Source organism: Aphanothece microscopica RSMan92, assembly GCF_046613545.2.
In the GTDB taxonomy this organism is placed as follows: Bacteria; Cyanobacteriota; Cyanobacteriia; order PCC-6307; family Cyanobiaceae; genus NIES-981.
On the sequence record NZ_JBKKKY020000026.1, the window covers coordinates 1 to 14,607 of the forward strand.

19 protein-coding genes and 1 tRNA gene are annotated in these 14,607 nt (G+C 68.9%); 2 read left to right on the top strand and 18 right to left on the bottom strand.

What is annotated here, in order from left to right; translation table 11 throughout:
* Window positions 1–877 (top strand): serine hydrolase (locus ACLD7X_RS08935; RefSeq protein WP_411423259.1); only part of this gene is annotated, 877 nt, incomplete at its 5' end.
* A 120-nt stretch (window positions 878–997) separates the two neighbouring features.
* On the opposite strand, the gene ACLD7X_RS08940 is transcribed toward ACLD7X_RS08935, so the two are convergent.
* A tRNA-Ser gene (locus ACLD7X_RS08940) sits at window positions 998–1,086 on the bottom strand.
* A 62-nt stretch (window positions 1,087–1,148) separates the two neighbouring features.
* Window positions 1,149–3,641 carry an alanine racemase gene (alr, locus tag ACLD7X_RS08945; RefSeq protein ID WP_411423260.1) on the bottom strand — a complete coding sequence of 831 codons (2,493 nt, stop codon included), beginning with the start codon at window positions 3,639–3,641 and terminating at the stop codon, window positions 1,149–1,151.
* Window positions 3,642–3,733: 92 nt separating this feature from the next.
* On the opposite strand from alr, the gene ACLD7X_RS08950 reads away from it, so the two are divergent.
* Entirely contained in the window at window positions 3,734–4,246 is a 513-nt protein-coding gene (locus tag ACLD7X_RS08950) for an HNH endonuclease (RefSeq protein WP_411423261.1), read from the top strand.
* A gap of 57 nt (window positions 4,247–4,303) precedes the next feature.
* Here ACLD7X_RS08950 and prfA read toward each other — a convergent pair whose 3' ends face one another.
* The 16 genes from prfA to rplF form a co-directional block, all read right to left on the bottom strand.
* On the bottom strand, window positions 4,304–5,401 hold the full coding sequence (gene prfA, locus ACLD7X_RS08955; RefSeq protein ID WP_411423262.1) for a peptide chain release factor 1: 1,098 nt from the start codon (window positions 5,399–5,401) through the stop codon (window positions 4,304–4,306).
* A gap of 107 nt (window positions 5,402–5,508) precedes the next feature.
* A complete protein-coding gene (gene rpmE, locus ACLD7X_RS08960) occupies window positions 5,509–5,787 on the bottom strand; it encodes a 50S ribosomal protein L31 (RefSeq protein WP_411423263.1) in 279 nt (92 codons plus the stop codon).
* Window positions 5,788–5,832: 45 nt separating this feature from the next.
* On the bottom strand, window positions 5,833–6,234 hold the full coding sequence (gene rpsI, locus ACLD7X_RS08965; protein ID WP_411423264.1) for a 30S ribosomal protein S9: 402 nt from the start codon (window positions 6,232–6,234) through the stop codon (window positions 5,833–5,835).
* On the bottom strand, window positions 6,231–6,683 hold the full coding sequence (rplM, locus tag ACLD7X_RS08970) for a 50S ribosomal protein L13 (protein WP_411423265.1): 453 nt from the start codon (window positions 6,681–6,683) through the stop codon (window positions 6,231–6,233). Before rplM ends, rpsI begins: the two co-directional genes overlap by 4 nt.
* Before the next feature lie 74 nt (window positions 6,684–6,757).
* Window positions 6,758–7,702, bottom strand: a complete 945-nt coding sequence (gene truA / locus ACLD7X_RS08975; protein ID WP_411423266.1) for a tRNA pseudouridine(38-40) synthase TruA — start codon at window positions 7,700–7,702, stop codon at window positions 6,758–6,760.
* 107 nt (window positions 7,703–7,809) lie between these two features.
* Window positions 7,810–8,160, bottom strand: coding sequence for a 50S ribosomal protein L17 (gene rplQ / locus ACLD7X_RS08980; RefSeq protein WP_411423267.1), 351 nt, complete (start codon window positions 8,158–8,160; stop codon window positions 7,810–7,812).
* Between the two features lie 38 nt (window positions 8,161–8,198).
* Window positions 8,199–9,137 carry a DNA-directed RNA polymerase subunit alpha gene (locus ACLD7X_RS08985; protein WP_411423268.1) on the bottom strand — a complete coding sequence of 313 codons (939 nt, stop codon included), beginning with the start codon at window positions 9,135–9,137 and terminating at the stop codon, window positions 8,199–8,201.
* Between the two features lie 56 nt (window positions 9,138–9,193).
* Window positions 9,194–9,586: a 30S ribosomal protein S11 gene (gene rpsK / locus ACLD7X_RS08990; protein ID WP_006910768.1), complete on the bottom strand. Its 393-nt coding sequence runs from the start codon at window positions 9,584–9,586 to the stop codon at window positions 9,194–9,196.
* A 138-nt stretch (window positions 9,587–9,724) separates the two neighbouring features.
* Window positions 9,725–10,090 (bottom strand): 30S ribosomal protein S13, encoded by a 366-nt coding sequence (rpsM, locus tag ACLD7X_RS08995; protein ID WP_411423269.1) that lies wholly within the window; start codon window positions 10,088–10,090, stop codon window positions 9,725–9,727.
* A 147-nt stretch (window positions 10,091–10,237) separates the two neighbouring features.
* Complete coding sequence (rpmJ, locus tag ACLD7X_RS09000) at window positions 10,238–10,351, bottom strand: 50S ribosomal protein L36 (protein ID WP_006173336.1); 114 nt, start codon at window positions 10,349–10,351, stop codon at window positions 10,238–10,240.
* A gap of 65 nt (window positions 10,352–10,416) precedes the next feature.
* On the bottom strand, window positions 10,417–10,980 hold the full coding sequence (locus ACLD7X_RS09005) for an adenylate kinase (RefSeq protein WP_411423270.1): 564 nt from the start codon (window positions 10,978–10,980) through the stop codon (window positions 10,417–10,419).
* An 89-nt stretch (window positions 10,981–11,069) separates the two neighbouring features.
* A complete protein-coding gene (gene secY / locus ACLD7X_RS09010; RefSeq protein ID WP_411423300.1) occupies window positions 11,070–12,389 on the bottom strand; it encodes a preprotein translocase subunit SecY in 1,320 nt (439 codons plus the stop codon).
* 149 nt (window positions 12,390–12,538) lie between these two features.
* Entirely contained in the window at window positions 12,539–12,988 is a 450-nt protein-coding gene (rplO, locus tag ACLD7X_RS09015) for a 50S ribosomal protein L15 (protein ID WP_411423271.1), read from the bottom strand.
* Window positions 12,989–12,996: 8 nt separating this feature from the next.
* Window positions 12,997–13,647 (bottom strand): 30S ribosomal protein S5, encoded by a 651-nt coding sequence (gene rpsE, locus ACLD7X_RS09020; protein WP_411423272.1) that lies wholly within the window; start codon window positions 13,645–13,647, stop codon window positions 12,997–12,999.
* A gap of 14 nt (window positions 13,648–13,661) precedes the next feature.
* The gene (rplR, locus tag ACLD7X_RS09025) at window positions 13,662–14,027 is read right to left on the bottom strand and encodes a 50S ribosomal protein L18 (protein WP_411423273.1); all 366 of its coding nucleotides are present in this window, start codon (window positions 14,025–14,027) and stop codon (window positions 13,662–13,664) included.
* A gap of 32 nt (window positions 14,028–14,059) precedes the next feature.
* Window positions 14,060–14,599 (bottom strand): 50S ribosomal protein L6, encoded by a 540-nt coding sequence (gene rplF, locus ACLD7X_RS09030; RefSeq protein WP_411423274.1) that lies wholly within the window; start codon window positions 14,597–14,599, stop codon window positions 14,060–14,062.
* Window positions 14,600–14,607: the final 8 nt, after the last annotated feature.

Sequence of the window (14,607 nt, forward strand, 5' to 3'; positions counted from 1 at the left end):
CAGGGCGCTGGAGCTGGAGGATCGTCCGGGACTGGCCCAGCAGGTGTCGATCACCTGGCTGCGGTTCGACGCCGCTCCGGTCGCGCAGGCGGCCGAAGGCCAGGCCGCGGCCTTCTGGATGCGGCGCTGGAGCGGGGGCAGCTGGGGGGGGGACCGTCTGCGCTATCCGGCCAGCGTGGTGAAGCTGGTGTACCTGATGGCCGCAGAGGCCTGGCTGCAGGAGGGACTGCTGGAGGAGGATCCAGAACTCCGCCGCGCTCTGGCGGACATGATCCGCGATTCGAGCAACGACGCGACGGCCCTGGTGGTCGACCTGCTCAGCGGCACCACCGCTGGTCCCGCCTTGCCCGCCCAGCGGATGGAGACTTGGATCGCCCAGCGCCAGCTGGTCAACCAGTGGCTCGACCGGCTGGGCTGGCCGGAACTCAACGGCTGCAATGCCTGCCAGAAAACCTGGGGTGACGGGCCCTACGGGCGGGAGCGCGTCTTCTACGGCCCTGCCCTGGAGAACCGCAACCGGCTGAGCACCGATGCCACCGCGAGGCTTCTGCTGGCGGTGATGGCTTCAGCCCTGGTGTCCCCGCCTGCCGCCGCCCGGATGCGCGAGCTGCTGGCGCGCAGCCTCGATCCGGCCGAGCGGGCGGCCGATCCGGAGAACCAGGTGGATGGCTTTCTGGGGGAGGGGCTGCCCCTGGGCAGCAGCCTGTGGAGCAAGGCGGGCTGGATGAGCCAGGCCCGGCATGATGCCGCCTACGTCGAGGCGCCGGACCACGATCCCTTTCTGCTGGTGGTGTTCAGTGAGGGGAAGGAGCCGGCCCAGGACACGCGCCTGCTGCCGGAGATCGCCGCGCGGCTGTGCGAGGCCTGCCACCGCTGATCCCGGCCACGCAACGTGGGCTGGGGCAGGAAACACAGCCCGAAACACAGCCCGGACACATGGCCCGAAGGCCGCAGCGCTCCAGGGACTGGCGGAGGCCGGTCAGCCTGGGCTCTGGAACGGAGAGGGAGGGATTCGAACCCTCGACAGAAGTTGCCTCCTGTAACTCCTTAGCAGGGAGCCGCTTTCAACCACTCAGCCACCTCTCCAGCGGCAACAGGAGCTTACCTGAACACTCCGGTCCCTTCGGGGCGGCGCACGCGCTTCCGCTTCAGCCCCCCCGGAAGATGCGCTGCACGCGCCGGCCGTCGACCTGCACCAGCAGGTCGTAGGGGATCGTGCCCGCCTGGATGGCCGCCTGCTCCGGACGCAGCACCTGGCCCTCGTGCGCCCCGAAGATCAGCACCTCATCGCCCACCGCCGCCTCCGGCAGCGGCTCCAGATCGATCGCCATCGAGTCCATCGACACCCGGCCCAGCACCGCCAGGCGCCGGCCCTGCATCATCACCTCGCCGCGGTTGCTGAACCGCCAGGGCACGCCGTCGTTGTAGCCGGCGGCCACGATGCCGATGCGCTGACGTTCGGCGCTCACCTGGTACGTGCCGTTGTAACCGATGCGCTGGCCCTTGCTGCAGTGGCGCACCTGCACCAGGCGGCTGATGAACGCCACCGCCAGCTCCAGCTCGATCGCGGCGGCCACGGCCGGCGAGGGATGCAGGCCGAACAGTCCCAGACCCAGCCGCACCATGTCGTATCGGGACGCGGGGAAGCGCACGGCGCCGGAGGTGGCGGCCGCATGCACCAGCAGGGGCGTGCCCAGCTCTCGGCGCAGCCCGTCCACCACCGCCTCGAACCTCCGCAGCTGGGCGGTGGTGTCGCCATCGGCGGCGGGATCATCGGCGCCGGCCAGATGGGTCATCACGCCGCTCACGGTCACGACGCCGGAATCACGCAGCAGCCGGGCGGCGGCCAGGGCCTCCTCCGGTGCCACGCCGAGACGGCCCATGCCCGTCTCGATCTCGAGGTGGACCTCGAGGCAGGCCCCCATCGCCCGCAGCGTCGCCACCAGGGCGCGGGCGAACGGCAGGGAATAGACCACCGGCGTCAGCCGCCAGCGCACCGCCTTGTCCACCTCGTCGGTGTCCATCAGCATCACCAGCACCGGTCGGTGCACGCCGGCCCGGCGGATGGCGGCACCCTCGTCGGCGGCGGAGACACCGATCCAGTCGATGCCGCTGTCCTGCAGCGCCGCCGCCAGCCGCGGCAGGTCGGTGCCGTAGGCCCAGGCCTTCAGCACCGCCAGCATCGCCACCCCGGGGCCGCAGAGGGCGCGGAAGCGGGCGACGTTGTCGCGGATGGCGTCGAGATCCACCAGCAGGCGGCGCGGCGCCATCGATTCCCAGATCGCCCGGGCCGCGCCGCTCAGCTCCTGGCGGGCGGCACCCTTGAGCAGCACGGTGTCGCCGGGTTCGGCGAGCTGACGGATCGTGGCGCGCAGGGCGGCGGTGCCGCCCAGTTCCCGGGCTGCGCGGCCTGGATGGCGGGCATTCCAGGCCGCGGCGGTGTGGCTGCGGGCCGGGTGGGGCAGCAGCAGCAGCTCCGCGAAGCCCCGCTCGGCCGCCATCCGCCCGATCAGCTCGTGTTCCCGCCGTTCGCCGGAGCCCAGATCCGCCATCCCGCCGAACACAAACAGGCGCCGGCCGCCCTCGGGGGAGGAGGCCACCGTGGCCAGGGCGGTCTGCACCGAGAGCGGGTCGTCGCTGGCGGTGTCGTTGACGATGGTGATGCCCTCCGGAGTCCGCCAGGTCTCCATGCGGGTGGGTCCGAAGGTGTAGTCCTGCAGTACTGCCACCATCTCCTCGGCGGGGACCCCCAGCCGCTGGGCGGCGGTCATGGCAATCACCAGGTCCTCGATGAGGGGCTGGGAGCGGGTGCGGACCGCCACCTGGGCCTGGCTGCCGCCCAGATCGAGCTGCAGCAGCATCCCGCTGCCCTGGGGGCGTTGGTCCAGCAGCCGCGGCGGCCCGGAACCGGGATGGATGCGGGGGCAGGGCAGCGGCAGCGCGTTCACCAGCGGGTCGTCCGGGGCGATCACCCAGCCCGGCTCCGCGATGGTCTGGAACAGCCGCATCTTCTCGCGGGCCGTCACCTCGCGACTGCCGAAGCTGCCCAGATGAGCCAGGCCCACATTCACCAGCACGCCATGGTCGGGCGCCAGGATCGCCGCCAGCCGCTCCATCTCGCCCGGTGCCGAGATGCCGGCCTCGAACACCCCCAGTTCGGTGCCCGGCGGAGCCGTGAGCACCGCCAGGGGCACGCCCACCTGGCTGTTCCAGCTGCCTGGGCTGGCGGCCACACGGAAGCGGCCGGCCAACAGAGCCGTCAGGGCGGTCTTGACCACGGTCTTGCCGTTGCTGCCGGTGATCGCCACCACCCGGCGGATGTGGGTGCGGCGGTACCAGGCGGCGAGCTGCTGCAGGGCCAGCAGCGGATCGGCCACCAGCAGGCGGGCACAGCCCGGCCGGCTCGGAACGGAGGCGGGGCTGCGGTCACGACGCAGCACCACCAGCGACGCCCCGGCGGCTTCGGCCGCCTCCACGAAGTCGTGGCCGTCGCAGTGGCGGCCGCCCAGGGCAACGAACAGGTCGCCCGGCAGCACCCGCCGCGAGTCGATCGCCACTGCCCGCAGGGGCTGCTCGGCCGGTGATCCCCGCAGCTCGCCGTCCAGCAGGGCGACCAGCTCTCGGGGGGTGGGAAGGCTCATGGGGCGGGGCGTCGCGGCGGCATGCCCGGTCGTGGACGACACCGACCCCATCGGTCGGCCTCGTTAGCATTCTGACGTTCCCGGTTGTCGCGATGGGGCTCGTTCTTGTCCTCAATGCGTCCTACGAACCGCTGAACATCACCACCTGGAAGCGGGCGATGGTGATGCTGCTCAAGGGCAAGGCCGAGGGACTGGAACACGACGAAAACCGTTCAATCCGGCCGGATCTGCTCCTGCCCTCGGTCATCCGCCTCACCCAGTTTGTCCGGGTGCCCTACCGGCAGCTTCCACTCACCCGGCGCAACCTGTTCCACCGGGATGGCCACCGCTGCCAGTACTGCGGCTACAGCGGCGACAAGCTCTCCGTCGATCACGTGGTGCCCCGCAGCCGGGGCGGCAGCGATGCCTGGGAGAACGTCACCACGGCCTGTCTGCCCTGCAACGTGCGCAAGGGCAACCGCACCCCACGCGAGGCGGGCATGGTGCTGTTCCGCCAGCCCCACCGCCCCAGCAGCGGCCTGCGCTACGAGGCGACCCGCCACATCCGCGCCGGCCGTCACCACGAATGGGCCAAGTACCTGATCGGTCTGGAGATGGTCGCCTGAGCCGAGGTCTCCCGGGCGGGGCGTGCTCTTCAGAGGGTGGTCTTCAGAGGGTGGTCTTCAGGCGCTCACCTCCGCGGCGAGCTCGTCGAGTCGACGGCTTTGATCGGCCGCGATGCAGGCGCCGATCACCTCCTGCAGCTGGCCGTTCAGCACCGGCTCGAGCGAAAAGTTCCGGCCCAGCCGGTGATCCGTGGCGCGGTTGTCCTTGTAGTTGTAGGTGCGGATCTTTTCACTGCGGTCGCCGCTGCCCACCTGGGCCAGGCGGGCTGAGCGCTCCTTGGCATTGGCGTCGGCCAGCTCCCGCTCATAGAGCTTGGCCCGCAGGATCTCCATCGCCCGCTCCCGGTTCTGCAGCTGGGAGCGCTCCTGGGTGCAGAACACCCGTATTCCGGTGGGTCTGTGCACCAGATCCACCGCGGTCTCCACCTTGTTCACGTTCTGGCCCCCGGCTCCCCCGGAGCGGGCCGTGCTGATCTCCACATCGCCGGGATCGATCTGCACCTCCACCGGGTCCGCTTCGGGCATCACGGCCACCGTGGCGGTGGAGGTGTGCACCCGGCCCTGCGACTCGGTGGCCGGCACCCGCTGCACCCGGTGCACCCCGGCTTCGAACTTGAGCTGGCTATACACCCCCTCGCCCCGGATCGCCAGGATCAGTTCCTTGTAGCCCCCCAGTTCGGCCTCGGAGGCGCTGACGGGTTCGACCTTCCAGCCGACGCTCTGGGCGTAGCGGTCGTACATCCGGGCCAGGTCACCGGCCCAGATGGCCGCTTCATCCCCACCGGCGCCGGCCCTGATCTCCAGCATCACGCTCCGCTCGTCGCGGGGATCGCGGGGCAGCAGGGCCACGGTGAGCGCCTGGCGCAGGTCGCTGATCTCTGAGGCCAGGCGCGCCAGTTCATCGTTGGCCAGCTCCTCCATCGCCGCATCCCCCCGCGACTCCCGCAGCAGTTCGCGGGCTTCGGCCTCCTGATCCTGCAGCGTGCGGAGGCGCTGCTGATCCAGCACCAGGGGCTCGAGGCGGGCGCGCTCCCGGGCGATGGCCTGCAGTTGGCTGGGGTTGCCGGCCACGGCGGGATCGGCCAGCTGCCGCTCCAGCGTCTCAAAGGTTCGCCGGGCCGCTTCCAGGCGCTCGTGCAACAGGGAGGGATCCATCAGCCGGACGGCCCCGGGCCGTCAGAACGGGTCAGAGCGGACAACAAAAAGCCGGATGCCAACAGCACCCGGCTCTGGTCGTCAGATTGGGAGGGCTGAGCAGCCAATCAGGCTGAGGCCTCGGCTTCGGCAGGAGCGTCCGCCTTGGCCGCTGTCTTGGCTCCGGAGGCGGAATCGGCGCCGCCCATGCCGTACTTGCGCATGAAACGATCCACGCGGCCCTCGGTGTCGAGGATCTTCTGGGTACCGGTGTAGAAGGGGTGGTTGCCACTCCACACATCCACGTGGATTTCGGGTGAGGTGGATCCGGTGGTCATCACCACCTCTCCATTGCAGATCACCTTGGCATCGGGATACCAGGTGGGATGGATGTCGGCCTTCGGCATGGCGGGATCGGTCGGCGGGTGGACAGAGGGAAGAGCGCTTCGCGATCAGCGCTTGGAGAACTGGGGAGCCTTCCGGGCTTTCTTGAGGCCGTACTTGCGGCGCTCCTTGGCGCGGGGATCCCGGCTCAGGTGCCCTTCGGTCTTGAGCGGCTTGCGGTTGTCGGGTGACAGCTCACAGAGGGCGCGCGCAGCACCCTGCTTGATGGCGTCGGCCTGACCGGTCAGACCACCCCCGCGAACATTGACGAGCAGGTCGTACTCGGTGGCCAGGCCCAGGGTGTTGAGGGGAGCCTTGACGGCAGCCAGATAGACGGGGTTGTAGTTGAGGTAGTTGTCGCCCGGACGGCCGTTGATCGTGACCGTGCCACTGCCGGGAACAACGCGGACACGGGCCACGGCGGTCTTGCGGCGACCGGTTCCCCAGTAGACGACTTTGGAGGTGCTCATTGGGCGGCGGCGGCGGGATCGAGGGCGAGGGGCTGGGGTTTCTGGGCGGCGTGCGGGTGCTCCGTGCCCTTGTAGACCTTGAGCTTGCGGAACAGCTGACGGCCCAGGGCGTTGTGGGGGAGCATCCCCTTGATGGCCTTTTCGACGATCCGCTCGGGGAGCCGGGCCTGGAGATGGGCGAAGGTCTCGGTCTTCATGCCACCGGGGCGACCGGAGTGGCGGCGGTAGATCTTCTGGGTGGCCTTGTTGCCGCTCACCCGCACCTTGTCGGCGTTGATGACGATGACGAAGTCACCGGCATCGAGGTGGGGGGTGTAACAGGGCTTGTTCTTGCCGCGGAGCACGGAGGCCACTTCGCTCGCCAGGCGACCGAGGGTCTGATTCTCGGCATCGACCACGTACCACTGGCGGTCGAGGGAATCAATCGAGGGCAGGGGAGTCTTGTTCATATCGCCTGGTCAGGCACCGGCAGGCCGTAGAGGGCTGGGCTGGTGGTCGTCATGGCGGAGGGGCATCCGCGCATTCAAGTGACCATACCGCTTGGCCGGTTGGGGCCCTGCGGAACAACGGATTGGCCAGCTGGGAGCCCCGGAGGGTCGGTGGTCGCCAGCTGATACCGCGGTTGGCAATCATACCAGGCGGCTCTGGGGAAGATCGGCTCTGGGTAGCCCACCCGCAGCAGGCAGAGTCCCTGCGGAGGGGCGGCCTCCTTGACCTCGCTGCGCCGCTGGTGCCGCCAGCGCTGCGCGAAGCTCTCCGGAGCCAGGCGGCCCTCGCCCACGGCCACCAGCTGCCCCATCACCAGACGCACCATCCCGTAGAGGAAGCCACTGGCCTGCAGTTCGAAGCGCAGCAGGTCGCCCTCGCGCTCCACCAGCACCTCCTGCAGGGTGGTGCGGGCGTGGCGGCGCCGGCTGCCGGAGCGCTGGAAGGCCGAGAAGTCATGCTCGCCGAGCATTCCTTCCAGGGCCTGCCGCATCAGCAGCTCATCGAGCCGGCACCGGTAGCGGTGCCAGCTCCAGGGGCCCAGAAACAGGTTGGGGACGCGGCCGTTGTAGAGGGTGTAGCGGTAGCGCCTGTAGGTGGCCGAGAAGCAGGCATGCCACGTGGGAGGCACCTCCCGGGCGGCACACACCCGGATGGTCGACGGCAGGCGCCCGTTCAGGGCCTTGGGCCAGCGCTCGGCGGGAATGGGCCCCCCGGCATCGAAATGCACCACCTGGGCTGCGGCATGCACGCCGGTGTCGGTGCGCCCTGCCGCCACGGTTCGCGGCGGGGGCAGGCCCTGCCCAGCCGGCAGCAGCTCGGCGATCGCCCCTTCCAGGGTTGCCTGCACACTCGGCCCATGGCTCTGGCGCTGCCATCCCCTGTAGCCCGAGCCGTCGTACTGGAGGCAGAGGGCGATCCGCCGCCGGGCTGGCACTGGAGCGTCGGGCACCCCCGGGGGGGCCTGCTGGGGACCGCTCATCGGGACCTCGTCGCCATCGGGGCCTCAGCAGAAAACCGCGGTGGAAGGATCCACCGCGGTCGGGACAGGCGGTTCAGCCGGGGGCTGGACGTGCAGAGCGGGTTGGCTCAGACCAGCTCGATGATCGCCATTTCGGCGTTGTCGCCGCGACGGGGGACGGTGCGGATGATGCGGGTGTAGCCACCCTGGCGATCGCCGTAGCGCTCCTGGGCCTTGTCGAACAGGGCGTGCACCAGCTGCTTGTCGTAGATGTAGCCAATGGCGCGGCGACGGGCGGCGAGGGTGCCGTCCTTGGCCAGGCTGATCATCCGCTCAGCCTCGTCCCGCAGGGCCTTGGCGCGGGCCTTGGTGGTGGTGACGCGACCTTCGCGAATCAGCTGGGTGGTCAGTCCACGCAGCATGGCCTTGCGTTGGTCGGCGGGGCGTCCCAGCATCGGGACTCGGCATTGGTGACGCATCGTGCGGGTGCTCCTAGGGGAATGACGTGAGCCGCCGATCAGGCGCTGGTGCGGCTTTGGGGCAGGGTGATGCCGATGCGCTCGAGCGCCTCGATCACCTCATCGGCTGACTTGGAGCCGAAGTTCTTGATCTCCAGCAGATCTTCATAGCTGAAGCCCATCAGGTCGGACACGGAGTTGACCTGGGCGCGCTTCAGACAGTTGTAGGCCCGCACCGAGAGATTCAGTTCCTCAAGGGGAATCTGGGCTTCGGCCGAGGGCTCGGGTTCCAGACCGGGTTCTTCAACCACGCTGAGGGTGGCGAGGGGCTGGAACAGGGCGATCAGCTGGTTGGCCGCCTGGGCCATGGCGTCGTCCGGAGTGACGCTGCCGTTGGTCTCGATTTCGAGCCGGAGGCGCTCCCGGGCGGATCCACCCTCGCCCACCGCGGTCTCGTCGACGGTGTAGTTGACCCGCTTGACGGGCTTGAACACGGCGTCGATCTGGAGGAGATCGATGGCGCTGGTGTCCTCGGTGTGGCGGTCCACCGGGCGGTAGCCGATGCCCCGCTCCACGTGCACTTCCATCTCGAGGCCGTGCCCTTCGGCCACCGTGGCGATCAGGCGATCCGGATCGATCACCTGCACCTGGGAGGAGAACTGCAGGTCGGCGGCGGTGACGGTGGCGGGACCGTTGACCACCAGCCGGCCGATCTCGAGCTCGCGGCTGCGGCTGTTGACGGCGATCTGCTTGCAGTTCAGCAGGATGTCGAGCACGTCTTCCCGCACACCGGGAACGGTGGCGTACTCGTGATTGACACCGGAGATGCGGACGGCAGTGATGGCGCTGCCCTCGAGGCCGCCGATCAGCACGCGACGAAGGGCATTGCCCAGGGTGGTGGCCTGGCCCCGATCGAGGGGGCCGATCACGAAGACCGCCGTCTGGGAGCGGTCTTCAGCCACCAGGTGCTCGGTCCGGTCGATTTGGTAATGCAGCACGGTCTGAAGGGTGGGAAGGATGGCGAGGGGCCCGGACGTCGGGGCGGGACGTCGAATCAGACGCGGCGACGCTTGGAACGCCGGCAGCCGTTGTGGGGCAGGGGAGTCACATCGCGGATCAGGGTGATCTCCAGTCCGGCCACCTGGAGGGCACGGATGGCCGTTTCACGGCCGGAACCCGGACCTCGCACCAGCACCTCGATCTGGCGCATTCCCTGCTCCAGAGCCCGGCGGGCCGCCGCTTCCGCGGCGGTCTGGGCGGCGAACGGGGTTCCCTTGCGGGCCCCCTTGAAGCCGCTGGCACCGGCAGAACTCCAGGAAATCACCTCACCGGCCGTGTCGGTGATCGACACGATGGTGTTGTTGAAGGTGCTCTGGATGTGGGCCACGCCGTTGGGGACGTTGCGCTTGGCCTTCTTGGGGCCTGTCTTCTTGGCTGGCTTCGCCATGGTGTGGAGGCCTGCGGGTGCAGGAGGTGATCGGGGGACGTGGGAGGACCCTGGTGACGAGGGAGGCTGGCGTCGTCGTGCGACGGGACGCCGTCCTTCGGCAGGGTCGTGAGCCGCGGGATAGGGCCGCAGGAAGAATTACTTCTTCTTGCCGGCCACGGTTTTGCGGGCACCGCGCCGGGTGCGGGCGTTGGTGCGGGTGCGCTGGCCGCGCACGGGCAGACCCATGCGGTGGCGACGGCCCCGCAGGCAGCCGATGTCCTGCAGGCGCTTGAGGGCCATGCCCTCCTGGCGGCGCAGGTCACCTTCGAGGGTGAAGCTCTCGGCAGCGCCGCGCAGTTTCTGCACGTCGGCGTCGCTGAGGTCCTTCACCCGGATGTCAGGGCTCACCCCGGTCTTGGCGAGGATTTTCTGGGCACGGGTGAGCCCGATGCCATAGACGTAGGTGAGAGCGATCTCAACCCGCTTGTCGCGAGGGATATCGACGCCGGCAATCCGAGCCACGTGGGAAAACGATTCAGGGGTCAGGTGGGCCCCCGCGCGGTGGGGGGCTGGGAGTCGGGCCCCAAGCGTTGGGGACCCGGCAAGAGACCCGCGGTCAGCGGGTGGGCAGCACTCCGGTGGAGGTGTGAACCTGCCGGGTGGGGCGGATCAGCCCTGGCGCTGCTTGTGCTTGGGGTTGGTGCAGATCACCATCACCCGGCCATGGCGACGGATCACCCGGCACTTGTCGCACATCTTCTTGACTGAGGCACGCACCTTCATGGGCGTTGTGCTCTCCGAATTTGCAAACCGCCACCGTATCACAGCAGTCAACGCCTTCGGCTCGATCAGCCCTCCAGCAGGGCGACGATCCGCTCGGCTATCGCCTCCACCGGGCCGTCAGCCTCCACCGACTGCAGCAACCCCTTCTGGCGGTAGAAGTCGATCAGCGGGGCGGTCTGTTCCCGGTAGACGTCGAGCCGGTGGCGGATCACCTCCTCGTTGTCGTCCGTGCGGCCCCGGCTCAGCAGGCGCTGGATCAGCACCCCGTCGTCCAGCTCCATCAGCACCACGCGCTCGATCTGCTGGTCGAGCTCCTCCAGCAGGCTCTCCAGGGCTCCGGCCTGGGCCAGGTTGCGGGGAAAACCGTCCAGCAGCCATCCGCCGCCCCCTGCTGCCGCCTGCTGCTCCAGACGGCTGCGCACGATCGCCAGCACGAGGGCGTCGCTCACCAGTTCGCCCCGGGCCATCACGGCCTCGGCTTCCTGACCCAGCTCGGTGCCGGCGGCCACTTCGCCCCTGAGCAGATCACCGGTGGAGAGGTGGAGCAGTCCGCCGTGGACGGCGAGCTGCTGGGCCTGGGTACCCTTGCCGGCCCCTGGAGGGCCGAGAAAAAGGAGGCGCTGCTTCATGGCTGTCGAGCTGGCGATCGGGGAGTGGGTTGAACGAGGGATGGGCAGGTTCGGGCGGGACTGGCCCTGGCACGGCCCGGACGCGCCGGTCACTGGCGCACCATGCCCTCGTAGCGCTGGGAGATCACGTAGGTCTGGACCTGCTTGGCGGTGTCGATGGCCACGCCGACCAGGATCAGCAGGGACGTGGCACCGAGTCCCTGGAAGGTCCTCACCTGGGTAGCCCCCTCCACGGCCGATGGAATGATCGCCACGGCGCCGAGGAAGAGGGCTCCCAGCAGGGTGAGGCGGTTCTGCACGCCGCCCAGGTAGGTCGCGGTGGCGGAACCCGGCCGAACTCCGGGGACGGCCACGCCGCCGCGCTTGAGGTTCGTGGCGATGTCCACGGGATTCACCGTGAGCGAGGCATAGAAGAAGGAGAAGCCCACGATCAGGCCGAAGAAGACCAGGGCGTAGAGCCAGGGGGTGCTGCTGTTCGGGTTGAGGTAGCCCGCCACCTGGATCAGCCAGGGGCTCCGGGTGAGGTTGGCGATGGTGAGGGGCAGGAAGACCACGGCCGAGGCGAAGATGATCGGCATCACCCCGCCGGCGTTGAGTTTGAGCGGCAGGTAGCTCTGCCGTGCCGCCAGCAGGTTCGCGCCGCCCACCTGGCGCTTGGCACTGACGATCGGGATGCGGCGGTTGCCCTCCTGCACGAAGATGATGCCGACGATGGTCAGCAGAAAGACCAGCACCAGCACGACGATCCCTCCCACCGTGCTGCGGTCGCCGCTCTGGGCCAGTTCGATGGTGGAACCGAGGGCCCGCGGCAGGGTGGCCACGATGTTCACGAAGATCACCAGGGAAGCTCCCTGGCCGATGCCCCGCTCGGTGATCACCTCACTGATCCACATCACGATCATCGAGCCCGTGACCAGCGCCATGGCGGTCTGGATCACGAACACCGGCTCCGAGAGGCCCTCCGTGGCGTACTGCCTCAGGATCAGGGCGAACACCGTGCTCTGGAGAATGCCCCAGCCCAGCGCCACGTAGCGGGTGATCTGGGCGATCTTGCGCCGTCCGGCCTCGCCTTCGTTCTTCTGCAGATCCTCCAGCTGGGGCAGGGCCGCCGTGAGCAGCTGGATGATGATCGAGGCGTTGATGAAGGGCAGGATCCCCAGGGCGAACACCCCGAGCGTCGAGAGGCCGCCACCGGTGAAGATGTCGAGGAAGCCGATCAGCTGTCCCCCCCGGGCGAGGAACTCCTGGAAGGCGACCCGGTCGATGCCCGGCACGGGGATGTAGATCCCGAGACGCACCAGCAGGAGCAGCCCCAGGGTGGTGAGCACCCGGTCCCGCAGGCTTTTGGACTGGATCAGCTGGCTGAGGATTTCCCCGGCGCTGGGGTTGCGCCCCCGACTGACGAGCATGGTGGTTTTCGGTGGGGAGAGAGAGCGTGGCTTCGGGGCAGGAGCGGCGGAGCTGCTGGGGGGAGCCGTCCGGAGCTGCATCAAAAAGCCGTCTCCCGGAACATCCGGCAGACGGCTCAGACCTTAGGCCGCGGAGCCCGCACGGCCGATCAGATGATCTCGCAGCTGCCGCCTGCGGCTTCGATCTTGGCTCGGGCACTGGCCGTGAAGGCCGCCGCCTGAACGGTGAGCTTGACCGCAAGATCGCCCTGGCCGAGAACCTTCAGGGGGTGTTTCGGGCTGGTCACGATGCCGTCCTTGACGAGGGAGTCGAGGGACACGGTGCTGCCGCTGGCGCAGGCGCCCAGCTTGGCGATGTTCACCACGGTGAATTCGCGGCGGTTGACCAGCTCGAAATGCTTGAGCTTGGGGATGCGCCGGTAGAGGGGCATCTGGCCGCCTTCGAATCCGGGCCGGGTCGGCCGGCCCGAGCGGGACTTCTGGCCACGCATGCCGAAACCGCAGCTGGCACCCTGGCCGGCGGCGATGCCGCGACCCTTGCGCAGTTTGCGCCGACGGGCGCCGGCATTGGCTTTGAGGGACTGGAGATGGAGGCTCATGGGAGGGCTCAGGAGTAGATCTGCTCGAGGGAGATGCCCCGCTCCTTGGCGGTCTCCTTGTGGGTGCGAAGGCCGGCGAGGGCTTCCATCGCGGCGCGGGCGTTGTTCAGCGGGGTCTTGGAGCCGAGCCGCTTGGCCAGCACGTTCTTGATCCCGGCCAGCTCAAGCACCGTGCGAATCGATCCGCCCGCGATCACACCCGTACCGGGGGCGGCGGGGCGGATCAGCACGCTGGCCGCGCCATCGCGGCCGTTGCTGAGGGTGGGGATCGAGTTGTGCCGGGTGAGGGGCACCTTGACCAGATGCTTCTTGCCGTCGGCCACGCCCTTGCGCACGGCACCGATGACATCACCGGCCTTGCCGACGCCCACGCCCACCTGGCCCTTCTCGTTCCCCACGACGACGATGGCCCGGAAGCTCATCTTCTTGCCGCCCTTGACGGTCTTGGAAACACGGCGGATCTGCACCACCCGCTCCTGCCATTCGGAGTCACGCTCCTGGCCGCGGCGGTTGTCGCGCCCCCGGCCACCGCGTCGGTCACGGTCACCGCGGCCTTCGCCGCGACCGCCGCGACGCTCCTGCTGCCCTTCGGCAGCGGCGGGAACGTCGGAGGCCGCCGGCACGGCACTGGTCTGAACTTGATCGTTGGTTTCGGTCATGGTGAGAGCAGGGATCAGAACTGAAGGCCCGCTTCCCGGGCGGCGTCAGCCAGGGCCTTGACCCGGCCGTGGTACAGGTTGCCGCCGCGATCGAAGACCACCTGGGAGATGCCCTTGGCGAGGGCGCGCTTGGCCACGAGTTGCCCCACGGCCATCGAAGCGTCGCAGCTGCCCCCGGTCGTCACACTGGGACGCAGTTCCTTGTCGACGGTCGAGGCGGAGCAGAGGGTGCTCTGGGCCGCGTCGTCGATGACCTGGGCGTAGATGTGGTTGTTGGAGCGGAACACGGCCAGGCGCGGACGCTCGGCGGTGCCGGTGAGGGTGCGACGCAGACGGCGATGACGCTTCTGGGTCTGCTGTTTGCGGGAGAGCGATGACATGGCAATACAGGGTAACGATGCTCAGGCAGACCTCATTTCTTGCCGGTCTTGCCGGCCTTGCGAAGGATCCGTTCGCCCTGGTACTTGATCCCCTTGCCCTTGTAGGGCTCAGGGGGACGGATCGCCCGCACCTTGGCGGCTTCGTTCCCCACCAGCTCCTTGCTGGCACCGGACACGAGCACGGTGGTGTTCCCCTCGACGGCGAAGGAAACGCCGTCCGGAGGATCCATCTCGACCTGGTGGCTGTAGCCGGCCGAGACCACGAGCTTCTTGCCCTGAACGGCGGCGCGATAACCCACCCCGACGATCTCGAGGCGGCGGGTGAAGCCCTGGCTGACGCCCTCGACCATGTTGGCGACCAGGGTGCGGCACAGGCCGTGGCGCTCGCGGGAGCGGCGGCTTTCGCTGCAGGGGCTCACCACGAGGGTGTTGCCGTCCTGGGCAATGCTGACGCCCTCAGGGAGGGTGCGGCTCAATTCCCCCTTGGGACCCTTGATGGTCACCGTGAGCCCGTCGAGGGCAACGGTGACCTTGTCGGGCACGGGGATGGGCGCTTTACCGATACGTGACATGAATCAAC